The sequence below is a fragment of the Microbacterium sp. WCS2018Hpa-23 genome (assembly GCF_031843845.1).
GTDB lineage: Bacteria > Actinomycetota > Actinomycetes > Actinomycetales > Microbacteriaceae > Microbacterium.
This window is the reverse complement of record NZ_JAVTIZ010000009.1, coordinates 88,984-110,342: the sequence shown is the minus strand read 5'-3', so window position 1 is coordinate 110,342 and position 21,359 is coordinate 88,984. Positions and strand designations below refer to the sequence as shown.

The following is a 21,359-nucleotide window of genomic DNA, read 5'->3' as shown; positions in this document are numbered from 1 at the left end:
ATGTTGACAGTGTCAAGAACTGGTGGACACTGTCAAGATAAGAGACAATGTTGCTTGTGTCAAGTTCCCGATCCGGCTATCACCACGGCGATCTCGCCCACGCCCTCGAGGCCGCGGCGATGCAACTGCTCGCCGAGAAGCCCGCGGGGGAGATCAGCCTGCGCGAGGTCGCCCGAGCCGCCGATGTGAGCCACAACGCCCCGTACCACCACTTCTCCGACCGCCGGGGGCTGCTCAAGGTGCTCGCCGAGCGGAGCATGGCCGACCTGGTCACGGCGGTGCGCACGGCGGTCGAGACCGCCCCCGACCCGGCATCCGCGGTGATCGAGGGCGGCGCGGCGTACATCCGCTACGCGGTCGAGCATCCGCACGGCTTCGACGTGATCTACGACCCGACCGTGTGCATCCCCGGTGAGCCGAGCGAGACCATGGCGCCGCTGATCGTCGAGCTCGAAGAGCTGCTGGCGGCCGCGTCCGTCGCCGCAGGCCTCGACAGCGAGAGCGGCGTCACCGGTGTCTGGGGGCTCGTGCACGGCCTCGGAACCCTGTGCGCCGCGGGGCACTTCTCACTCGACGATGCGCTCGCCGCGAGTGCCGATACGCTCGGTCGCATGCTCCCCAGCTGACCCTTCTCGGGGCACAACAGGGGCGGAAACACAGGGTTCGTGCACGTTATCCACAGGCGACCTTTCGTAGATTGTCGGGATGCCCTATTCCGCTCACCGTCCAGGACGGTTCGACTCGCAGGGTCGCATCATCCTCGACAGCGACCCGAACGCTGACACGGACGACCTCGACTTCCTGCGCGCGTACGAGCCCTCCGGCGTCGATCTGCAGGAGCCGCAGGTCGACCCGACTCCCGAGTCGGAGCCTGAGCCGGAGCCGGAGCAGGATGCCGCGGCATCCGCTCGTCCGGTGCGTGAGCCGAAGCCGCGTCGCCAGCCGCGCGAGCGCACTCCCCGCGTGCCGGGGTCGCGTCTGCGGAAGCTCGCGATCCTCGGCGGGGCCGAGGGCGAGATCCTCGACCGCGTGCCCGGTGAGACCCCTCGGTTCGTGCAGATGTTCTTCGTGCTCGCCGGCACCGCCCTGGTCTCGGCCATCTCGATGCTGTTCGCGCTGACCACGGGTGTGCAGGCCGCGATCTGGCTGGCCGTGCCGCTCGCGATCGTGTGGGCGCTGATCATCTTCAACCTCGACCGCTTCCTCACCTCGACCATGTCGTCGACCCGCAACGTCTGGCGGCTCATCGGACTCGCGATCCCGCGTGTGATCATGGCCGCGATCATCGGCTTCGTCGTCGCCGAGCCGCTCGTGCTGCAGATCTTCCACAACGACATCGCGCGCGAGGTCGCCTCGACCAACATCACGCAGGCGCAGGCCGACCAGGATGCGCTCGAGACGGGTCCTGAGCGCAAGGCGCTGGATGCCGCGTCCGACCGCGTCGCCGAGCTCGAGAACCAGGCGGCCACGGGCATCGTCGCCGGAACCGACTCGTCGTCCGCGAGCGAATCAGCAGCCCAGGCCACGGTCGACGACCTCACCGCCAAGATGACCGCCCAGCAGGGCGTCATCGACCAGGCGCGCATTCTGTACCAGTGCGAGCTCACCGGCGAGGGAGCAGGCACGGTCCCCGGCTGCACCGGCGTGAACGGCGAGGGCGCGAGCTCGGATGCCGCCGAGGCCCAGCTCGCCGAGGCGCAGCAGACCTACGACGCGCTCGCCGCCCAGCTGCGCACCGCGAACGAGGAGCTCGCCGCCGCCGGCACCGCGGCGAAGGAGAACACCAGCACCTCCGAGACGCAGAACCGCGAGGAGGCGCAGTCGCAGCTCCCCGCCGCGCGTGACAGCTACGACACCGCGCTCGCCGCGTACAACGCGCGAGCAGAGTCCGTGGCGTCCGGCAATGCAGGGGCGGTGGGGCTGCTCAGCCAGATCAGCGGACTGAACCGGTTGAGCGAGAAGGAGCCCACGATCCTGTGGGCGCACATCCTGATCGCTGCGCTGTTCTTCATGATCGAGCTGCTGCCGGTACTCGTGAAGGTGCTCACGTCCTACGGTGACCCGTCGCTGTATGAGAAGGCCGCGGCGATCCGCAAGCAGGTCGCGCTCGACAAGGTGACCGCCGAGGGCTTCCGCGACCGCGCGGCGATCGTGAACGTGCAGTCGCAGGGCATCCAGGCCGATGCTTCGCCTGCCGAACCCCAGACGCGGGCCGAGCGCAAGGAAGCCGAGCAGGCGGCGCAGGAGCGCGCACAGGCGGAGGAGCGCGAGCTCGCGGAGAAGCGCGCCCAGGCGCAGACGCTGGAGGAGCAGGAGCAGCTGGTCGAGCCCCGCGTCTGATGACGCGGGGTGCGCTCCGGTCGCAGTTCGGGCCGCGTGGTGGTGCTGTCGTGAGGTTCCGGTCGCAGTTCGTGCCGCTCACGCTCGCGCCGGGCGGCATCAACTGCGATCGGAAGCCGCGGTGAGGGGGGCAGGCCGCGCGGATGCCCTGATGACTGCGGTCGAAGCGAATCGGCGACTACTCGAAGAGGCCGGTCAGTACCACCGTTCGGGTCGCGGCATCGATCGCGACTGAGGCGCTGTAACCCTCGGCCGAGAACAGGGCGTCCAGCTCGGCGGAGCCTTCGAAGGGCCCCGCGGGCACCTGGGAAGCCATGCCCGGCACGAGGGCGGGAGCGTCGATCTGCTCGAGACCGGCGGCGCTGCGCAGCGCCTCGATCTCGGACTCGGGGAGCGTCGCGACGACATCCACCCAGTACGTGGTGGGGCCGATGTCACTCGACCCGGTCGTGCCGCTCATCCACTCGACAGACTCGGCCGCGCTGAGCTGCGGGTAGCGCTTCGCGATGGGAGCGAGGTCTGTGCGCAGCACACCATCGCCCTGCTTCTCTGCGCTTCCGTCGGTCACTGTCGTCTCCGTCGGCTGGGGGATGGCAGGGGCGCACGCGGTGACCCCGATGGTCATCGAGGCAAGAATGAGGAGGGAGGAGAATCGGCGCATGGGGTTCTACCTGCCTTCGGCTGGAGCGTCACAGAAGAATACCCGAGCGTTCACGGAGAACCCGTCCCGACGTCTGCGGCGGCGGGTAGCGTTGTCGCATGGTCAACTATCGCTATCTCGGCAACAGCGGTCTCAAGGTCTCTGAGATCACCTACGGCAACTGGGTCACCCACGCTTCACAGGTCGAAGACGACGCCGCTGTCAAGACGGTGCACGCGGCGCTCGACGCCGGCATCACGACGTTCGACACGGCCGACACGTACGCGAACACCGCGGCCGAGGTCGTGCTCGGCAAGGCGCTCGAGGGTCAGCGCCGCGAGAGCCTCGAGATCTTCACGAAGGTCTACTTCCCGACCGGACCCAAGGGCCCGAACGACACCGGGCTGAGCCGCAAGCACATCCTCGAGTCCATCAACGGCTCGCTGAAGCGACTCGGCACCGACTACGTCGACCTCTACCAAGCCCACCGCTTCGACTACGAGACCCCGCTGGAAGAGACGTTCCAGGCGTTCGCCGACGTCGTCCGCCAGGGCAAGGCCCTCTACATCGGCGTCTCCGAGTGGACGGCCGAGCAGCTGCGTGAGGGCCACGCTCTCGCGAGGCAGCTCGGAGTGCAGCTCATCTCGAACCAGCCGGAGTACTCGATGCTGCACCGTGTGATCGAGGGCAAGGTCGTGCCCGCCTCCGAAGAGCTGGGCATCTCGCAGATCGTCTGGTCGCCGATGGCGCAGGGCGTGCTCTCGGGCAAGTACCTGCCGGGTCAGCCGGTGCCCGACGGGTCTCGTGCGACCGACTCGAACAGCGGCGCCGACTTCATCAAGCGATTCCTGCAGGACGACATCCTCACCGCCGTGCAGCGGCTCAAGCCGATCGCCGAGGAGGCGGGTCTGTCGATGCCGCAGCTCGCGATCGCATGGGTGCTGCAGAACCCGAACGTCGCGGCGGCTCTGGTCGGCGCCTCGCGCCCCGAGCAGCTCGCCGACACCGTCAAGGCCTCCGGTGTGACGCTCGACGCCGACACGCTCGCCGCGATCGACACCGCACTGGGCGACACGGTCGACCGCGACGTCGAGGTCACGTACTCGAGGTCGCCGAAGGCGCGCATGGTCTGACGGAGGCATGACGAAGGCCGCCGTTCGGTATGAACGGCGGCCTTCGTCGTGTGCGGAACCGCTTACTCCTTGACGGCTCCGGCGGTGAGGCCCTGCACGATCCAGCGGCTCGCGAGAGCGAACATCACCATGGTCGGCAGGATCGTCAGCACGGCCGCGGCCGACATCGAACCCCAGTCGATGTTGAACGTCGAGATGAAGCCGTTCAGCGCTGACGGCACCGTGCGGTTGGCATCGGTGTTCATCAGCACGACCGACAGGAACAGCTCGTTCCAGCAGTTGACGAAGTTGAAGATGAACGCGGCGATGATGCCCGGGGTCATCACCGGCACGAGCACCCGGAACAGGGCGCCGAAGCGCGAGCATCCGTCGATCATCGCCGCCTCTTCGAGCGCGTCGGGGACGTTCTCGAAGAACCCGCGGAGCATGACCGTGGAGAACGGGATGCAGACCGCGATGTACACGAGGATCAGACCCGGCTTGGTGTCGACCAGACCCAGGTCGGTCATCATCGAATACAGCGGGCCGAGCGCGATGAACGCCGGGATCATCTGCGTGAGCAGGAAGGCGACCAGCACCGTTCCCTTGCCGCGGAACTCGAACCGGGCGATCACGTAGGCGCTGAGCAGTGCGATCAGCGTCGCCACCGCACCCGCGATCGTCGCCACGATCGCGGAGTTGGCGAGAAAGACCCCGAACGAGCTCTGCTGGAACAGGCTCACGTAGTTGTCGAACGAGGGCTCACTCGGCCAGTACTCGATCGGGAACGAGTTGATCGTGCCCGGCGACTTGAACGACGTCAGCGCGATCCAGTACAGCGGGAACAGTGTGATGACGAGCCAGAGCAGAAGCCCGACGACGCGCACGACGCCGCCGACCGACACCTTGCGCTTCGGGCGGGGCGCCTTCGCGATGTCGGGAACGGTGAGACGCCGGGTCTCGGTGACTGTTGTGCCGGTGATGGTCATCGCTGCACCTTCCGCATAGCCATCAGGTAGAACGCGCAGAACACGAACAGGAATGCGACCACGATGAGCCCGATCGCGCTCGCGATGCCGTAGTTGCCCTGCTGGGTGTAGTTGATCATCCACGTGGTGATGATGTGCGTCTGGTTCGCGGGCCCGCCGTTCGTCATCGCGTAGATGATGTCGGGGAAGTTGAAGATCCAGATGATGCGCAGCAGGATCGTCAGCAGCAGCGTCATCGAGATGTACGGGATGATGATCGAGAACAGCTGGCGCACCTTGCCCGCACCGTCGAGGCTCGCGGCCTCGAGCATCTCGTCAGGCACCGACTGGAGCGCTGCGAGGATCATGATCGCGAAGAACGTCACTCCGTACCAGATGTTGGCCACGATGACCGCGAACATCGCGAGCTTCGGATCGGCCAGCCAGGGCAGCGGAGCGTCGATGAAGCCGGCCTTCATGAGCAGGTCGTTCACGACGCCGAACTCGGCGTTGAACATCCAGCGGAACAGCATGCCGATCAGGAAGCCCGACACAGCCCACGGGAAGAACACGAGGGCCTGGTAGAGCCCGCGGAAGCGGAACCGCTTGCGCAGCGCGAGGGCGATCAGGAAGCCGATCACGAGCTGCGGCACGAGCGAGCCGACGACCCAGAGGACGGAGTTCCAGGCGACGACAGGGAACGCCGGGTCCTGGAAGACGGTCACGAAGTTGTCGAAGCCCACCCAGGGGGTGGACGTGAGGTCCCACAGGTTCCAGTCGTGGAAGGCCATGCGTGCGCCCTGCAGCATGGGCCAGTAGGTGAACCAGCACACGAACACGATCGCCGGGGCCATGAAGGCCAGCAGCGTCAGCGCGTGGCGGCCACGGAAGGGGCGGCGCCGGCGGGATGCCGGGGAGGCCCCGCCGGCGGTGCCGACGGAGCCCCCTTCGAGTGCGGTCCGGGTCACGGATCAGCCCTTTTCCGCAGCGTACTTCTCGGTCCAGAAGGTGTCCCACGACTCGAGCAGCTCGGTGGTCGACATGTTGCCGAGCAGCACGTTCTGCACGTCCTGGTCGGACTTCTGGATCCACTCGGTCCACCAGCTGACCCCACGCGGCTGCTGCACGTTGACGTAGGTCTCGGGGTCTTCGGTCATCGTGACGTAGCTCGTCCACGGGCCGGTCGAATAGAACTCGTCATCCGCCGCCTCCGAGATGATCGGCACGAGGCTGTTCGCCTGCGCGAACTCGGTGGCGGGCTCGGCCGACGAGAGGAACTCGACGAGCTTCACCGCGGCATCCTGGTGCTCGCTGTTCTCGGCGACGCCCCAGCCGGCGACGGCCAGCGGCTGCGCGGCCTTGCCCGACGGGCCCACGAGCAGCGGAGCGGTGTCCCACTGGTCCTCGGTCAGCGACGAGTCCTGCACCGTGGCGATGACCTCAGGGTCCTGCAGCAGGAACGCGGTGGTGCCGTTGGTGAAGCCGGCGACCATCTCGGGGTAGCCCCACGAGACGGCAGAGGGTGGGGATGCCTCCTTGAAGAGGTCGAAGTAGTCGTCGACCGCCTCCTGGGCCTCCGGGGCGGCGAAGATCGTCGAGCCGTCCTCCATCAGGAACGCGTCATCGACGTCGAGGCCGTCGATCGTGTACGCCTCGATCGCTGCGACGACGTTGCTGTTCGCGTTCGCGCCGCCGCGGAACGCGTAGCCGTAGATGTTGTTCGACGGATCCTGGATGGCGCTGGCCTGCTCGAGCAGGTCTTTCCAGCTGTGCGGCGGGCCGTCGAAGCCCGCCTCCTCGACCAGGTCGGTGCGGTAGAAGAGCGACAGGCCGTAGAAGCCGTAGGGCACGAAGTAGCTCTTGCCGTCGGCGGCCACCGAGGCGGACTGTGCGTTGTCGGTCAGGGCATCCCAGCCGTCCCACTTCTCGAGGTCGCTCGAGATGTCGTGCAGCCAGCCGTTGTTGGCGAACGGGCCGACGGTGATGTCGCGGACCTCGAGGACGTCGACGCCCTTTCCGGACTGCAGCATCTGCTGGATCTTCGCATCGGCCTGCTCGGTGGGCGGCGAGACGAGGTTGACCTTGATCTCGGGGTTGTCTGCCTCGAAGTCGTCGAGCAGCCCGCGCAGCAGGTCGGTGCGGGCAGGGTTGGTCAGGCTCTCGACCATCTGCAGGGTGACGGTGCCGTCGGCGGATTCGCCGCCGCCTGCGGAACAGCCGGTGAGAGCGAGTGCGGCGACGGTGCCGATTCCCGCGGCGGTCGTCAAGATTCTGTTCTTCTTCACGAGGTGCCTCTCAGTTGGTGATGGTGGTGGGTGTGGTGGGTGTGGTGGATCGGGTGGTGGTGATGGTGGTGGGTCGGAAGGTGCGGGTCAGGGGACGATGAGGGAGTCGGCGCCCGTGCGGATGCCGGCTCGACGGAGGATCTGCGGGATGCAGCGCTCGACGAAGGTCTCGAAGTCCGAGGCCTCGGTGTACAGGTGCGCCGACAGGCGGAAGTAGCCGATGCCGCGGAAGCTCGTGAACGCGGTCTCGACGCCGGTCTCATCGAGCAGGTCCATGCGCAGGGCGTCGGCCTCTTCGCGGGTCGAGCCGAGCCCGAGCGGCAGACGGACGAGTCGCATCGACGGCACGGGCGAGGGCAGGGGAGTGAGGGGGTCTTCGTCGCCGTAGGAGCGCAGGCCCTCGGCGATGATCTCGGCCCCGGCATCCGCCATCTGCGCCATCGACTGTCGGGCGTTGTGCCAACCGAACTCTGCCTCGATGAACTCGATCGAGGCGGGGGTGGCGAGATAGGTCGTCGCGTCGATCGTGCCCTGGGTGTCGAAACGCTCGGGGTAGGGCTCGTTCGCCGCCCACGAATCGATCAGCGGCCACAGATCGTCGCGGTCGGGCGCGTTCGTGACGAGAAGGGCCGAGCCGCGCGGGGCGCAGGGCCACTTGTGCAGGTTGCCGAACCACCAGTCGCCACCGGCGACCGCTGCGGCATCGGAGACGAGACCGGGGGCGTGGGCGCCGTCGACGAGCGTGCGGATGCCGCGCTCGGCGGCGAGCTCGGCGATGCGGCGGGTCGGCAGCATCCGTGCGGTGGGGGAGGTGATCTGGTCGACCACGATCAGGCGGGTGCTCGGGGTGAGTGCGTCGGCGAAGCGCTGCACGACCTCGTCGTCGGAGGCGAGCAGCGGCAGCTCGACGGCGCGGACGGATGCTCCGAAGCGGCGTGCCAGGCGCTGCGCGCCCATCGTGATCGCGCCGTAGCCCTGGTCGGTGACGAGGATCTCGTCGCCGCGCTCGAGGTGAAGTGCGTTGTAGACGACTGTGGCGGCGGCCGAGGCGTTGGGGACGAAGACGCTGTCTTCGGCATGCGCTCCGACGAAGGGGGCGGTGCGCTCGCGGGCGTCGCGCACCCGCTCGGCGATGCGGGGGAACCACTCGACCGGGCTCAGGTCGGCGCGGCGACGCAGTGCATCCTGCTGCTCGACGACAGCCGTGGGCACGGCGCCGAACGAGCCGTGGTTGAGGTGGATGACGTCGGGATCGAGTGGCCACGCGTCACGGGCTCGCATGCCGGAGTTCAGCGTGAGCGGTGCGGGGAAGGCTGGTGCGGGCATCGGTCCTCGTCGGTGCGTCAGGGGGAGTTGTTGCACAACTTTGCCACAAGGCTTCCGAAATGGCTACGAAAAGGTGAGGATGAAACATAGTTGTCATACGAATTTGATGAAGGCCCTGCATCCGACAGACTCGCAGGGGAATCGGGCGGTGTCAGGAGGATGACCATGAGCGCTTTGGACACGGCTCTGCACGGGCTGCGCACACTGATCGCGGACGGTGCTCTGCGCCCCGGTGATCGCCTGCCCAGCGAGGGCGAGCTGTGCGAGACGCTCGGAGTCTCGCGCGGGTCGCTGCGAGAGGCCATCCGGATGCTGGCCGCCCTCGGCGTGCTCGACACGAGGCACGGCTCGGGCAGCTACGTCAGCGAACTGCGCGCCGCCGATCTCATCGGCAGCCTGTCGCTGACGGTCGGGCTACTGCCCATGGCGGGGGTGCTCGAACTCACGGAGCTGCGCCGCGTGCTCGAACCGCACGCGGCCGCGCTCGCCGCAGCCCGCATCGACGCGTCGACGATCGAGGAGCTCAGCGGAGTTCTCGACGAGATCGAGGCCAGCGACGACTTCGAGGACCACTCGCGGCTCGACCACGCCTTCCACATGACGATCTCGGAGGTCGCGGGCAACGACGCCCTCACGAGCCTGATCGACGTGCTGCGGTCACGGTCGCGTGCGTATCGGATCCCGGATGCCGCCGATGCCGCCGAACTCAAACTCCACTCGGATGCGGGGCACCGGGCGATCCTCCGCGGACTCGCGGCCGCGGATCCGGTCGCGGCCTCGGCCGCGGCATCCGCTCATGTGGCGCAGACCGAGTACTGGGTGCGGCGGTACACCGAGACGGACATCGTCGCCGACGGGTCGGCCGTCGAGCCGGACTGAGTTCAGCGGAGTCGCGAGGAGCGCCTCGATTCAGGTGTCCTGCGGTGCGAAGCGCAGCACATTCGTGTCTCGACGGAGGAAGCCGACCGATTCGTACAGACGCAATGCCGACTCGCGAGACGGACGGGAGGTCAGATCGAGCTTCGACAGTCCTCGCCGTTCGGACTCGTCGATGATCGCCTCGAGCAGCAGCCGCGCGATACCTCGTCCTCGGGTGCTCTGATCGACCACGACGTCTTCGATGCTGCCGTGCCATCCGGTGATGAGCGGGGCCATCGCGAGAGTGGCCATCCCCACGATCCGGCCTGACTCGCGCGCGATGAACAGGTGTGCGTTCTGCGCCTCGAGCAGCGAGAGCACCCGTTCCGAGTCGAATCGAGCGGTCGCCGAGAGCTGGGGGAGAAGTGTCTCGATCTGCTGGAGGTCACTCGATGTGAGGCGCTCCGCGATCGAGATGCTGATTTCGTCGGCCATGTTCGGAGCCTATTCGACGGTCGGGTCTGCAGCGGCACGGTCGCAGGGCCGCGTCAGCGCGGCGCCTCCCACGAGGCCGTGTACCGCCAGAACAGGCGGCGTCGCATCCGGATGCCGGGGAGCACTTCGCTGGCGAACGCGCGGATCTCGTCGAACGACTGCGTCGCGGCGGTGGTCGGCGCCTGCATGTGGGCGGGCGGTCGCGTCGCGCGGGACGGATGGCGGACGAGCCCGACGAGCGGGTTCAGCAGCAGTGACGCCCCGGAACGGAGCGCGTCTTTCGAGGTCTCCCGGGCGACTCCGACGATCACCACGCGACCGCCAGGGCGCAGCGCTGCGCGCGCATCCTGGAGCGCCGCGCGCAGGGGCATGTGGTGAAGGGATGCGACGAAGGTGATCAGGTCATAGGCTCCCTGGGGTTCGGATCCGAAGGCCCGGCTTTCGATCAGCACCGCATCTCCGGTGAACCGTCGGGCGGCGGCTGCCGCGGTGCCGGCATCCGGTTCGATGCCGATCGCGGTGGGGAAGATCTCTGACAGGGCACTCAGCAGATTGCCGGTGCCGCAGCCCACATCGACAGCGGTGTCTCCGCCACGTCGGCGCACCGCTCGGGCGTGCCTCAACACGAAGGCTGCATAGGCGTCGTTATGCGACCACGGGTGAGCGGCGTTCACCCGCTCGAGGACGGCCAGGAATCCCATGCGCTGTGCGTCGGACCCCGGCGCGTCAGGCGAGGGTGATGTCGACCTGGATCTCGGTGGCGATGCGCTCGAGGTCGCGACGCAGGGCATCGAGGTCGACGGATGCCGGCACCCGCGCGATCACGGATGCTTCGAACAGGCGGCCGCCGGCCATCGCGGCGTCCCGGGTCTCGGTCGCCAGCTCCTCGATGCTGAGCTCATGCGCGTTCAGCACGTTCGACACCTCGCGGACGATGCCCGAGCGGTCGTTGCCGAGCACGCTGATCTCGAGCACCTGGTCATCGGCGTCGATCACGGGAGCGCCTGTGAGCACTGCCAGTGTCAGAAGACCCTGACCCTGCAGTTCGCGGAGTGCGGTCTGCAGGCCCTCTGAATGCTCGGGGGCGACCGACACCTCGATCACGCCCGCGAAGGTTCCGGCGAGCTCGGCGAGCGAGCTGTTCTCCCAGTTGCCGCCGTGGGCATCGACGACATCGGCGACGGCTGCGACGAGACCGGGGCGATCAGCACCCGCGACAGTGAGGATGAGAGTAGTCATGCGGCCAGCGTAGGGTGCGTTCGGGATTCCCGACGAATACGCGCGGCTAGTGTGGACGGATGGAGCCGCAGGACACTGTTCGCCATGTCAGCGAACCCTTCGTACGCGCGATCACCCTGCTGATGTCCGGGCCTCTGATTCCCTCGTGTCGAGCTCAGGTCGCACTCCGGCTGGGTGCCGACGCACCGGTCGAGCACTTCGTCCTCGACGTGTCACCGAGGGATCTCGTCTACACCCTCCACCGAGCAGACGGAGGGCTGGTCGACGACTACGACGGCTTCACGCACACCCGCCGGAGTGAGAGTCCGGTGCAGGACATCCCCCGCAACTCCTTCAACGTCGAGCACTTCGCCGCACGGCTCTCCTTCCCGCTCTCGCTGCCCGTCTGGGGGCGCAGCTTCGACAGCTACCGATTCACCGGCGCAGCTCTCGCGGACGGTGATCGGATCGAGCTCCCCCTCGTGCACACGAAGGACGACAGGGTGACGGGGTCGCTCACGGTGAGCGACGACTTGCGCATGGCGGTGAAGCTGGACACCCCCACACTCCTGATCGAATACACCGAGATCGCCGCCGCCCGCCGTGCTCGGGTGAAGGTGCCCGACTGACGATTCTCGCCTCTCAGGCGTGGTGAGTTGTTTTGAGTCATTCAAAACAAGGTACGCTGGAGGGACAACGTGGTGCCGGGGTTGCAGCCCCGGCACCACTGTCCGTGAAGCACCACCACCCCTGACTGAGGAGGCTCACATGAGTCACGAACACGCCAAAGATAGCCGATCACTGCCGATGGATCGATCGATGGGGCGCGAGGGGCGCGAGCGCATCGTTCGCGAAGCGCTGGAGCGCATCGACGGAGCACCGACGCCGGCGGTCGACATGATGCAGGCCGCGATGGGGTCCGAAGCGCAGATCCGGCTCGTCCACGACGTCGTCCGGGCCTATCTCGATGAACACGACCTCGCTGATGCGAAGGCGTGGGCTGCGGCCCTGCGGGAACAGACGACGGATCATGACGCGTCTGTGAGCGTGATCTGAGTGTCGATCGCTTCGATGGTTCAGTTTCCGGTCGCAGCACTCGGCGCAGGTCACGCGGTGCAGCACATCACCGAGTCGGATCTGCTCCCGACGCCGCCCCGCATCACCGACCCGTCGCGGGTCATGGGCCGCCTGGAATCAGGAGGGCTCGGCCGTCCGAGCTTCGTCGTCGTCGAGTGCGAAGACGGCCGGATCCCGGCCGCGCTGGTCCTCGAATACGGAGAGACGGATGCCGAGCGGACGCGACCGGCGCGCGTGTGGAGCCGCACTGGTGGCATCGGGAGCGCCCCGCTCTATCGCCTCAGCGGCGACAGCTCTTCGGGCGGTTACGTCACCGCGTGACGCAGGCGCCTCGGGGCGGCAGGGGAGAGATCGACGCGGTCAGTCGACCCACACCCCGGTCTCGAGGAGGTGGTCGAGGCGGGCGCGGTGCGGGGCGAGGTCCCAGCCCTGCTCCGCGACCCACTCGTCGTTGAAATACGTGCCGGCGTAGCGGATGCCGCTGTCGCAGATGAGCGTGACGATGCTGCCGGTCTCGCCGGCCGCACGCATGCGCGCGATCAGCTGGAAGGCGCCGTAGAGGTTGGTGCCGGTCGAGCCGCCGGCGAGGTGCAGCGTGCGTTCGCGCAGCATCCGGATCGCGGCGATCGAGCCGGCGTCCGGCACCCGGATCATCTCGTCGATCACCGTCGGCACGAACGAGGCCTCGACGCGTGGTCGGCCGATGCCCTCGATGCGGCTCGGTCGCCCGGCGGGCGGATCGACGGTCCCCGCCCATCCGTCGTAGAACGCCGAGCCCTCGGGGTCGACGACCGCGATCCGGGTCTCGTGGCGGCGGTACTTCACATAGCGGCCGAACGTCGCGCTCGTGCCGCCGGTGCCCGCGCCGACGACGATCCAGCGCGGGATCGGATGCCGCTCCTGCGACAGCTGGCTGAAGACGCTCTCGGCGATGTTGTTGTTGCCCCGCCAGTCGGTCGCACGCTCGGCAAACGTGAACTGGTCGAGGTAGTGCCCGTGGCATTCGGAGGCCAGGCGCTGCGCCTCAGGAGACATGTCCTCTGCGCGATCGACGAAGTGGCAGCGTCCGCCGTAGAACTCGATGAGGTCGATCTTCTCCTGGCTCGTCGACCGCGGCACGACCGTCACGAACGGCAGCCCCAGCATCCGCGCGAAGTACGCCTCGGAGACCGCGGTCGAACCGCTCGACGACTCGACGAGCGTCGAGTGCTCCGTGATCCGTCCGTTCACCAGCCCGTACAGGATCAGCGAGCGCGCCAGGCGGTGCTTGAGTGACCCGGTGGGGTGCACCGACTCGTCCTTGAGGTACAGATCGATGCCCCACTCGGGCGGCAACGGGAAGAGGTGCAGGTGCGTGTCGGCACTGCGGTTCGCGTCGGCTTCCAGCAGGGCGATCGCGGTGCTGGTCCAGTCGCTCATGCTTCGAGCGTAACGCCCCGCTACTTGGCGGTGTAGCCGCCCTCGCCCGTCTCGCCGTCGTACGTGAAGACCTTGTCTTCGAGAGTGATCTTGATGTCGTCGCCGAGCGGCTGTTGAGCGAGCAGGCGCTCCTCGAGCATCGTCATCCGCTCCTGATACTCCTGCGCCTGTGCCTCATCGACGCCCCAGAGGGTCGCCGACTTCATGTCGACGAGGAAGTACAGGAACGCCGACACGGCTGTGCGGTTGAACTCGCTGTCGGGGATGCTCTCCCACAGCGCCCCGCTGTCGCGAAGCTGCTTGTACTCGTCGATCTTGGACTGCAGCACATCGGCGATCCCGGATGCATCGGCGCCGCCGGCGTCGTCGGACGGCGGCTCCTCATCGGTCGGGTCATCGGAGGGTGCGCTGGGAGCGGCCGTCACGGACGGCAGCGGAGCGGAGACCGGTTCGCTGCTCGCGCCCAGCAGGAGGCTCACTGCCACCCCGATGCCGACGACGATGATCAGCACGAACGCCGCGACGGCCGCGATGACGATGCCGACGGTCCTGCCGGAGCTCGACGGGCGGCTCGAAGGCGCCGCGGGGTACGGATACTCGGAACCGTAGGGGGCCGACGGCTGCTGCCCGACCGGGTACTGCCCTGGCTGAGCGGGATACTGGCCGGGCTGGGCCGGGTACTGCCCTGCCGGGTACTGACCCGCCGGATACTGCGTCGGCTGTGCCGGCGGGTAGGGGCCCGACTGCCCCGCCTGCGGAGTCGAGGCATAGGGCGGAAGCGGTGGCGAGGGTGGTCCGTACGGGCCACCGGGTGCCGGCGGCTGCGGCGCGGGAGGAGCGGGAGGAGCCGGCGGCCCGCTCAGGGGCGGCGCCAGCGGAACGGAGGATGCCCAATCGGTGGGGGGTGCAGCAGGCGGCGGCGGGATGACAGCATCCGGATCCGAACCGTTCGAGTGCGCGTCGTCGACCATGGTGTTGCCCCCCTGCTCGCGTCGCCCGATGCGACGCGTGCTCCGCCTTCAGGCTAGCGGTCTCGGCTCGTGCAGCTCACTCGTCTGGCTCGCTCGCCTAGCGCACGGTGCCGGCGCGCGAGGTGCTTCCTTCGCCGTCGACGTGCAGCAGCGACGCCTGCGACTGCTCCTGCTGCAGCTGGAACTCGAACCGCGAGCGATCACCGCGATGATGCGCCACGAAATACTCGATCGGGATGCCGTCGGCTGATCGACTCACGCTGCGCAGCCTCAGCAGCGCGGAACCCGCGCTGACTCCGAGATGCTGGGCCTGCTCGTGCGTCGCGACCGTCGCTTCAGCGGACCGCACACCGCTCGTTGCCACGATGCCGTTGTCGGCGAGCACACGGTAGAGCGACGCCTCGGACAGATCGACGTCGAGGGTGACGCTGCCGACGGCATCCGGCATCCAGGTCGTCGAGAGCGACCAGGGCTCGCCGTCGACGTGGCGGAGGCGATCGAGCACGACGACGGGCGAACCCACTTCGACCTCGAGGGCCGCCGCGATCTCGTCGTCGGCGACCGTCGGCTCGTGACGCAGCACGTCGCTGTGCACGTGCCCGCCGCGACGCTCGACGTCGTCGTAGAGTCCGATCAGGGTGTGCACGAGGCTCTCACTCGTGCGCGGACGCGACACGAACGTGCCCTTGCCCTTGACCCGCTCGACGAGCCCTTCGTGCTCGAGCTGGGCAAGCGCCTGACGCACCACGGTGCGCGAGATGCCGTAGCGCTCGCACAGACGGTGCTCTCCCGGCAGCGGGTCGCCCGGCTGCAGTCCGTCTCGGGTGATGCCCTCGACGATCAGCTGGCGCAGCTGGTCGTACATGGGCGCGGCGGAGTGGCGGTCGATCGAGTCGTTCATGTCAGTACGCCACTCCCGCGTGCAGGATCACATTCGCATAGGGGGTGAACTCGCCCGAGCGCACGAACGCGCGCGCCGAATGCGTGAGCTTCTTGAACTCGACGTGCGGGATGAGCTCGATCTCGAAGTCTTCGCCGGCGAAGCGCTCGCGCAGCGCCGCCAGCACCTCGGGGCTCTTCTCGGCGACCTCCTCCGAGACGGTCGCGCCCTCGACGACCAGCTCGGCGAGCACGGTGTCGAGCACGTCGAAGAAGGCGGGCGCACCCGGACGGTAGGCGAGGTCGATGCGCTCGGAGCCCGGCGGGATCGGCAGACCCGCGTCGGTGACCACCAGCAGATCGGTGTGGCCGGTCTCGCTGATCACCCGGGAGAGGGCGGGATTGATGGTCGTCGCTGTCTTGCGCATGGTGCTCCTCAGGGGGTCAGTGGGCTTCTCGGGCGGCCAGGAAAGCCTCGACCTCGGCGCGCAGCGGCAGGCTCGGCGATGCGCCCTGCTTCGTCACTGCGAGGGCTCCCGCCGCGGTCGCCACGCGCACGGCATCGGTCAGCGACCGTCCGTTCGCGAGCGCCGCACCGAGGTACCCGGCGTAGGCGTCACCGGCGGCGGTCGTGTCGACCGCCTCGACGGGGAAGGGCGGGACGACGGATGCTCCGTCTGCCGTCACGACGCACGACCCCTGGCCCGCGAGCGTGATCACGGCCGCGCCGACGCCGCGGTCGAGGAACCAGCGTCCGGCGAGCGCGGCGGATGCGGCATCCGTCACCTCGATGCCGCTGAGCACCGAGGCCTCGGTCTCGTTCGGGGTCACGATGTCGATGCTCGCCCAGACCGCGTCGTCGAGCGGAGCGGCGGGGGCCGGGTCGAGGATCACGGTCATGCCGTGCTCGCGGCCGCGCCCCGTGATGTGCGCGGTGAGGGCCGAGGGCGTCTCGAGCTGCGTCAGCAGCACCGACGTGGTCGGCGCGAGGGCGGCCAGTGCCGCATCGATCTGCTCGGTGCTGAGGGCGGCGTTGGCGAGCGGCACCATCACTATGTCGTTCTGGGCCGAGGCGTCGACGCGGATGTGGGCGATGCCCGTCGGGCCGGGCACGGTGCGCAGGTGCGTAAGATCGACACCGGCCTCGCTCAGCCCGTCGACGACGAGGTCGTGGAAGAGGTCGTCGCCGACGCATCCGACGAAGCTCGTGCGAGCCCCTGAGCGTCCAGCGGCCACTGCCTGATTCGCGCCCTTGCCGCCGAGCATGAGGGTGAACTCGTCTCCGAGGATGGTCTCGCCGCGCGCCGGGAGCCGGGTCGAGAAGGTCGTCACGTCTGCGGTCACACTGCCGACGATGACGACGCCGGTGCGATCGGGCGAGGTGGCGGCTGTCATGGCACTCCTGATCGTCGTCGATGCGGGGTGCTTTGACATCCTCCGCGGCTGTCATTACATTAGCCGAATCCGAACCTGTAACGACAGGTTGTGCGCAAGGAGACCCGATGACCGTGTTGGCCCCCCGTCTCTATGTCGACAGCGCGGACGTCGATCGCGTCGCCTCCCTCCTCGCCGCAGGGGTCGTGCACGGGGTGACGACCAACCCCACGATTCTCGAGCGCGGTGGCCGCACCGCCGCGGAGATCCCCGACCTGTACGCCCGCTGGTCGAGCGAAGGCGCCCGCGAGATCTTCTTCCAGACGTGGGGCGGCGACACCGCATCGTTCCTCCGCAACGCCGAGGGCATCCGCGCGCTCGGCGACCGGGTGGCCGTGAAGGTTCCCGCCACGCACGCGGGGTTCGCCGCGGCATCCGCTCTCGTGCGCGATGGTGCGACCGTGCTCGTCACCGCCGTGTACTCGGTCGCTCAGGCGGTGGCCTGCGCCTCGATCGGAGCGCAGTACATCGCCCCCTATCTGGGACGGATGCGGGATGCCGGCATCGACGGCGACGCCGTGATCGCCCGCATGCAGGAGGTCTGCGCAGGGAGCGGTTCGAACGTGCTCGCGGCCAGCCTGCGCTCACCCGACGACATCACCGGTCTGCGGCTCGCGGGGGTGCCGTACTTCACTGCAGCGCCCGACGTGATCGAGCAGGTGCTGTTCCACGAGGTCAGCGACAGCTCGGCCGCCGAGTTCGACGCGGCGATGGGGCGACTCGGGGCCTGAGGCCCGGTCGCCTCGTTCACAATCCAGCATGGATGTATCAGTAGGCGGACCGGCTCCGCGCGGTTTCGCAGATCTGCGGTCGCCGACGACGCTTCCGTGCTGAGATTCGAACGACTCAGGCGGATGCGGCCTGGCGCAGCCACCGTTCGACCCCGGCGATATGCGCGGTCGCGAGCGACGTCGCGAGCCCAGAATCCCGGCGCGCGATGGCATCGGCGATCGCCCGATGCTCCGACAGGGTGCGCTCGACGGCGCCGCCCTCGGTGAGCCCGCGCCACACCCTGGCGCGCACGGTCTGGCTGCTCAGATGCTCGATGAGGCTGGCGAGGTAGGCGTTGCCGGCCATGCTCACGATCTCGCGGTGGAAGCGGATGTCGTGCTCCACGAGCTCTTCGATGCTGACCGTCGCGTCGATCGAGTCGACCTCGCGTTCGAGCTCTGCGATCGCGTCGTCGTCGCCGAGGGTCGCGGCAAGGCCCGTGGCCTGCGACTCGAGCATCCGTCGCACCGCGAAGATCTCGAGCATCGAGTCGTCGTCGTGCATGTCGACGACGAACGAGATCGCCTCGAGCAGCAGGTGCGGCTCGAGGCTCGTCACATAGGTGCCGTCGCCGCGGCGCACGTCGAGCACCCGGATGACCTCGAGCGCCTTGACGGCCTCGCGCATCGAGTTGCGCGACAGGCCGAGACGCTCGGACAGTTCCTTCTCGGGAGGGAGTCGATCGCCGGGAGCCAGCTCGCCGGACACGATCATCGCCTTGATCTTCTCGATCGCCTCGTCAGTCACTGCCATGGCGTCATCCTAGCCATTCATCGGATGTCTGCGGCAGGATGGGGGCATGCGCGTACTCGATTCGCACCTGCACCTGTGGTCTCCCGATGCTCTGACCTACACCTGGCTGGAGGGTCCGCTCGCGTGGGAGTTCGCGGCGCTCGAGATCGAGCACTCGCCGATCGACGTCGCCACGGTCGAGAAGTCTGTCTTCGTGCAGGCCGAGACGATCGAAGACGACTTCCTCGCTGAGGTGCGGTGGGTCGCCGATCAGGCCGATGAGGTCGGTGTCGTCGGAATCGTCGCCGGTGCGAGGCTCGACCGCGGCACCGACACGACCGCGCACCTCGAGGGTCTGGCCGCCGAGCCGCTGGTGGTCGGCGTGCGTCACAACCTGCAGGGCGAACCGGACGGACTCGCGGTGTCCGCCGCGTTCGTGACCGGGGCGCGCGAGGTCGCCGCCCGGAACTGGTCGTTCGACGCGTGCGTGCGCGCTTCGCAGCTGCCTGAGATCGCCCGCCTGGCAGGAGCCGTGCCCGAACTGCGGATGGTTCTCGATCATCTCGGCAAGCCCCAGGTCGGCACGGCGGATGCTCCGGTCGCGCCGACGATGGAATGGGTGCGTGATCTCGACGATCTGGCGCGGCATCCGCACGTGTGGTGCAAGCTGTCGGGCCTGCCTGGCGAAGCGGGCGGCGACTGGTCGGCTGAGCAGCTCGAGCCGTTCCTCGACGCCGCGGCGGATGCGTTCGGTGTCGAGAAGCTGATGTGGGGGAGCGACTGGCCGGTCTCGGTGATCGGCCCTGCGGAGGAGGGTGATCCGCACGCTCCGGAGGACGGCTCGCCGACCTACCAGCCGACGGCGCGGAGCCGATGGGCCGATGCCGTGATCGCCTGGGCTGAGCGCCGCGGACACGACGTCGACGCGATCCTCTGGCGCAATGCCGAGGAGTTCTATCGTGTGGGCCAGCGGCCCGCGCATCAGGATGCGCGGGAGGAGCGGCCGCGCCGCGGCATCCTCGGCTGGCTGCGCGGCGAGCGCCCGTAGGCGAGTGGCCGTAGGCGAGGTTGCGGTCGGCGCAGCCAGCCGGATGCGGTGACTCAGCCGGCGGGACGCAGGCGCAGCTGCGCCATGCCACCGTCGACCTCGATGAACGTTCCCGTGGTGGATCCCGCGGCGGGGCTCACGAGGTACGCGACAGCTGCGGCGACCTCGTCGGGCGAGACCAGGCGGCCGTGCGGCTGGCGGGCCTCGAGGGCGGCCCGCTCGGCGGCCGGATCGTCGGCAGAGTCGAGCAGGCGTCCGACCCAGGGGGTGTCGGCGGTGCCGGGGTTCACGGCGTTGACGCGGATGCCCTCGCGCAGATGATCGGCCGCCATGGCGCGGGTCAGGGCAGAGACGGCCCCCTTCGACGCGCTGTAGAGGGCGCGCTGCGGCAGGCCGGTCGACGACGCGATGGATGCCGTGTTGCAGACGGCCGCACTCGGAGACTTCTTGAGCCACGGCAGTGCCGCCGAGGTGACGCGGGCGATGCCGGTGACGTTGATCGAGAGCACACGCGCCCACTCGTCGTCGTCGTTCGCCGTGATGTCGCCCTGCGCGCCGACCCCGGCGTTGTTCACCACGATGTCGATGCGGCCGAACTTCGCTGCGACGGCCGCGACGGCGGCATCCACCGAAGCGCGGTCGGACACGTCGGCCGTGAACGCGGCGAACGCGGCATCCGCTCCTGAGGTGTCGCGGTCGAGCACCGCGATCTGCGCCCCATCGGCGTGCAGGCGGGCGGCGATGGCGGCCCCGATGCCGGATGCTCCGCCGGTGACGATCGCGACGAGTCCGTCGAGTGCAGTGCTCACTTCTGTGCCTCCCATGCCACGAACTCCTGGCGCTGGTGCCCGAGTCCTTCGATCTCGATCTCGACGACGTCGCCGGCCCGCAGGTACGGGAACCTGCCCCCGAACGCGACGCCCTGCGGGGTGCCGGTGAGGATCAGGTCGCCAGGCTCGAGCGTGACGTACTGCGACAGGTGGTGCACGATAACGCGCACGTCGAAGATCATGTCGTTCGTGTTCGAGTCCTGCCTCGGCTCGCCGTTGACCCAGCTGCGCAACTGCAGGTTGTCGACGTCGACCTCGTCGGGGGTGACGAGCCACGGGCCGGTCGGGTTGAAGCCGGGAGCGATCTTGCCCTTCGACCACTGCCCGCCCGAGACCTCCATCTGGAAGGCGCGCTCCGAGACGTCGTTCGCCACGACATAGCCGGCGATGTGCGCCTCGGCCTGTTCCGGCGAATCGAGGTAGGCGGCGCGGGCGCCGATGACGATGCCGAGCTCGACCTCCCAGTCGGTCTTCTCGCTGCCGCGGGGGATGGTGACTGCGTCGTTGGGGCCGACCACCGTGTTCGGCGTCTTCAGGAACATGATCGGCACGGTCGGCGGCTCAGAGCCGGACTCGCGGGCGTGGGCCGCGTAGTTCTGACCGATGCAGATGACGGCGCTGGGGCGGGCGATCGGCGCTCCGATGCGCATCGCGGCGGCCTCGTCGATCACGGGGAGCTCGTCGGCGGCGCGGGCGGCTTCGATGCGCGCCCGGAAGTCGCCGGCGAGGAAATCACCGTTCACATCGGATGTCACTGCCCGCAGATCGAGATAGCGGTCGCCTTCGACGAGGACGGGGATCTCGGCACCGGGGGTGCCTAGACGTGCGAACTTCATGTCTCTCCTGATCAGTGAGGATGCCGGGTGAGAGGGGCACGCCGGGGCGGCCCGTCTCGTTGACAGTATAGACATCGGATGTTTACACTCCAAGAGATCTGCACGGATATCCGTCCCGTG

25 protein-coding genes are annotated in these 21,359 nt (G+C 68.4%); 9 read left to right on the top strand and 16 right to left on the bottom strand.

All coding sequences use genetic code 11. From position 1 onward, the window contains the following. Positions 1-47: 47 nt before the first annotated feature. Positions 48-626 carry a TetR/AcrR family transcriptional regulator gene (locus RQG77_RS15575; protein ID WP_311245548.1) on the top strand — a complete coding sequence of 193 codons (579 nt, stop codon included), beginning with the start codon at positions 48-50 and terminating at the stop codon, positions 624-626. 79 nt (positions 627-705) lie between these two features. Beyond that, a complete protein-coding gene (locus tag RQG77_RS15570; protein ID WP_311245547.1) occupies positions 706-2,340 on the top strand; it encodes a DUF4407 domain-containing protein in 1,635 nt (544 codons plus the stop codon). Between the two features lie 178 nt (positions 2,341-2,518). On the opposite strand, the gene RQG77_RS15565 is transcribed toward RQG77_RS15570, so the two are convergent. Continuing rightward, positions 2,519-2,965, bottom strand: coding sequence for a hypothetical protein (locus tag RQG77_RS15565; RefSeq protein WP_311245546.1), 447 nt, complete (start codon positions 2,963-2,965; stop codon positions 2,519-2,521). A gap of 134 nt (positions 2,966-3,099) precedes the next feature. Between RQG77_RS15565 and RQG77_RS15560 the strand changes: the two genes are divergently transcribed. Further along, on the top strand, positions 3,100-4,113 hold the full coding sequence (locus RQG77_RS15560; protein ID WP_311245545.1) for an aldo/keto reductase family protein: 1,014 nt from the start codon (positions 3,100-3,102) through the stop codon (positions 4,111-4,113). A 62-nt stretch (positions 4,114-4,175) separates the two neighbouring features. On the opposite strand, the gene RQG77_RS15555 is transcribed toward RQG77_RS15560, so the two are convergent. The 4 genes from RQG77_RS15555 to RQG77_RS15540 all read right to left on the bottom strand — a co-directional run bounded on the left by RQG77_RS15555 (position 4,176) and on the right by RQG77_RS15540 (position 8,671). After that, positions 4,176-5,081, bottom strand: coding sequence for a carbohydrate ABC transporter permease (locus RQG77_RS15555; RefSeq protein WP_311245544.1), 906 nt, complete (start codon positions 5,079-5,081; stop codon positions 4,176-4,178). Then, positions 5,078-6,028, bottom strand: a complete 951-nt coding sequence (locus tag RQG77_RS15550) for a sugar ABC transporter permease (protein ID WP_311245543.1) — start codon at positions 6,026-6,028, stop codon at positions 5,078-5,080. The genes RQG77_RS15555 and RQG77_RS15550 overlap by 4 nt, the downstream gene beginning before the upstream one ends. A gap of 3 nt (positions 6,029-6,031) precedes the next feature. Then, a complete protein-coding gene (locus tag RQG77_RS15545) occupies positions 6,032-7,345 on the bottom strand; it encodes a sugar ABC transporter substrate-binding protein (RefSeq protein WP_311245542.1) in 1,314 nt (437 codons plus the stop codon). Between the two features lie 87 nt (positions 7,346-7,432). After that, positions 7,433-8,671 carry an aminotransferase class V-fold PLP-dependent enzyme gene (locus RQG77_RS15540; protein ID WP_311245541.1) on the bottom strand — a complete coding sequence of 413 codons (1,239 nt, stop codon included), beginning with the start codon at positions 8,669-8,671 and terminating at the stop codon, positions 7,433-7,435. A gap of 165 nt (positions 8,672-8,836) precedes the next feature. Between RQG77_RS15540 and RQG77_RS15535 the strand changes: the two genes are divergently transcribed. Then, on the top strand, positions 8,837-9,550 hold the full coding sequence (locus RQG77_RS15535; RefSeq protein ID WP_311245540.1) for an FCD domain-containing protein: 714 nt from the start codon (positions 8,837-8,839) through the stop codon (positions 9,548-9,550). 30 nt (positions 9,551-9,580) lie between these two features. Here RQG77_RS15535 and RQG77_RS15530 read toward each other — a convergent pair whose 3' ends face one another. From RQG77_RS15530 to RQG77_RS15520, 3 genes are read right to left on the bottom strand one after another with little or no spacing between them, the layout of a single operon-like run. After that, positions 9,581-10,024, bottom strand: coding sequence for a GNAT family N-acetyltransferase (locus RQG77_RS15530; protein WP_311245539.1), 444 nt, complete (start codon positions 10,022-10,024; stop codon positions 9,581-9,583). A gap of 53 nt (positions 10,025-10,077) precedes the next feature. Continuing rightward, on the bottom strand, positions 10,078-10,725 hold the full coding sequence (locus RQG77_RS15525) for a class I SAM-dependent methyltransferase (protein ID WP_311245538.1): 648 nt from the start codon (positions 10,723-10,725) through the stop codon (positions 10,078-10,080). Between the two features lie 25 nt (positions 10,726-10,750). Then, on the bottom strand, positions 10,751-11,263 hold the full coding sequence (locus RQG77_RS15520; RefSeq protein WP_311245537.1) for an ACT domain-containing protein: 513 nt from the start codon (positions 11,261-11,263) through the stop codon (positions 10,751-10,753). A gap of 59 nt (positions 11,264-11,322) precedes the next feature. Between RQG77_RS15520 and RQG77_RS15515 the strand changes: the two genes are divergently transcribed. The 3 genes from RQG77_RS15515 to RQG77_RS15505 all read left to right on the top strand — a co-directional run bounded on the left by RQG77_RS15515 (position 11,323) and on the right by RQG77_RS15505 (position 12,640). Further along, positions 11,323-11,871 carry a hypothetical protein gene (locus RQG77_RS15515; protein ID WP_311245536.1) on the top strand — a complete coding sequence of 183 codons (549 nt, stop codon included), beginning with the start codon at positions 11,323-11,325 and terminating at the stop codon, positions 11,869-11,871. A gap of 139 nt (positions 11,872-12,010) precedes the next feature. After that, positions 12,011-12,298, top strand: coding sequence for a hypothetical protein (locus RQG77_RS15510; protein WP_311245535.1), 288 nt, complete (start codon positions 12,011-12,013; stop codon positions 12,296-12,298). A gap of 15 nt (positions 12,299-12,313) precedes the next feature. Further along, the gene (locus RQG77_RS15505; RefSeq protein WP_311245534.1) at positions 12,314-12,640 is read left to right on the top strand and encodes a hypothetical protein; all 327 of its coding nucleotides are present in this window, start codon (positions 12,314-12,316) and stop codon (positions 12,638-12,640) included. Between the two features lie 39 nt (positions 12,641-12,679). On the opposite strand, the gene RQG77_RS15500 is transcribed toward RQG77_RS15505, so the two are convergent. From RQG77_RS15500 to RQG77_RS15480, 5 genes are all read right to left on the bottom strand, one after another. After that, positions 12,680-13,738: a PLP-dependent cysteine synthase family protein gene (locus RQG77_RS15500; RefSeq protein ID WP_311245533.1), complete on the bottom strand. Its 1,059-nt coding sequence runs from the start codon at positions 13,736-13,738 to the stop codon at positions 12,680-12,682. Between the two features lie 20 nt (positions 13,739-13,758). Next, positions 13,759-14,709: a hypothetical protein gene (locus RQG77_RS15495; RefSeq protein ID WP_311245532.1), complete on the bottom strand. Its 951-nt coding sequence runs from the start codon at positions 14,707-14,709 to the stop codon at positions 13,759-13,761. A gap of 97 nt (positions 14,710-14,806) precedes the next feature. Beyond that, a complete protein-coding gene (locus tag RQG77_RS15490) occupies positions 14,807-15,610 on the bottom strand; it encodes a GntR family transcriptional regulator (protein ID WP_056313838.1) in 804 nt (267 codons plus the stop codon). A 1-nt stretch (position 15,611) separates the two neighbouring features. Then, complete coding sequence (rbsD, locus tag RQG77_RS15485) at positions 15,612-16,016, bottom strand: D-ribose pyranase (protein ID WP_056313840.1); 405 nt, start codon at positions 16,014-16,016, stop codon at positions 15,612-15,614. Positions 16,017-16,032: 16 nt separating this feature from the next. Further along, a complete protein-coding gene (locus tag RQG77_RS15480) occupies positions 16,033-16,983 on the bottom strand; it encodes a ribokinase (protein ID WP_311245531.1) in 951 nt (316 codons plus the stop codon). Between the two features lie 107 nt (positions 16,984-17,090). On the opposite strand from RQG77_RS15480, the gene RQG77_RS15475 reads away from it, so the two are divergent. Beyond that, positions 17,091-17,753, top strand: a complete 663-nt coding sequence (locus RQG77_RS15475) for a transaldolase family protein (RefSeq protein ID WP_311245530.1) — start codon at positions 17,091-17,093, stop codon at positions 17,751-17,753. A gap of 115 nt (positions 17,754-17,868) precedes the next feature. On the opposite strand, the gene RQG77_RS15470 is transcribed toward RQG77_RS15475, so the two are convergent. After that, on the bottom strand, positions 17,869-18,546 hold the full coding sequence (locus tag RQG77_RS15470; protein WP_311245529.1) for a FadR/GntR family transcriptional regulator: 678 nt from the start codon (positions 18,544-18,546) through the stop codon (positions 17,869-17,871). A gap of 46 nt (positions 18,547-18,592) precedes the next feature. On the opposite strand from RQG77_RS15470, the gene RQG77_RS15465 reads away from it, so the two are divergent. Continuing rightward, positions 18,593-19,573, top strand: coding sequence for an amidohydrolase family protein (locus RQG77_RS15465; RefSeq protein ID WP_311245528.1), 981 nt, complete (start codon positions 18,593-18,595; stop codon positions 19,571-19,573). A 53-nt stretch (positions 19,574-19,626) separates the two neighbouring features. Here RQG77_RS15465 and RQG77_RS15460 read toward each other — a convergent pair whose 3' ends face one another. Both RQG77_RS15460 and RQG77_RS15455 read right to left on the bottom strand, forming a co-directional pair. Continuing rightward, complete coding sequence (locus tag RQG77_RS15460; RefSeq protein WP_311245527.1) at positions 19,627-20,397, bottom strand: SDR family oxidoreductase; 771 nt, start codon at positions 20,395-20,397, stop codon at positions 19,627-19,629. Next, positions 20,379-21,239 (bottom strand): fumarylacetoacetate hydrolase family protein, encoded by an 861-nt coding sequence (locus tag RQG77_RS15455; RefSeq protein ID WP_311245526.1) that lies wholly within the window; start codon positions 21,237-21,239, stop codon positions 20,379-20,381. The genes RQG77_RS15460 and RQG77_RS15455 overlap by 19 nt, the downstream gene beginning before the upstream one ends. Positions 21,240-21,359: the final 120 nt, after the last annotated feature.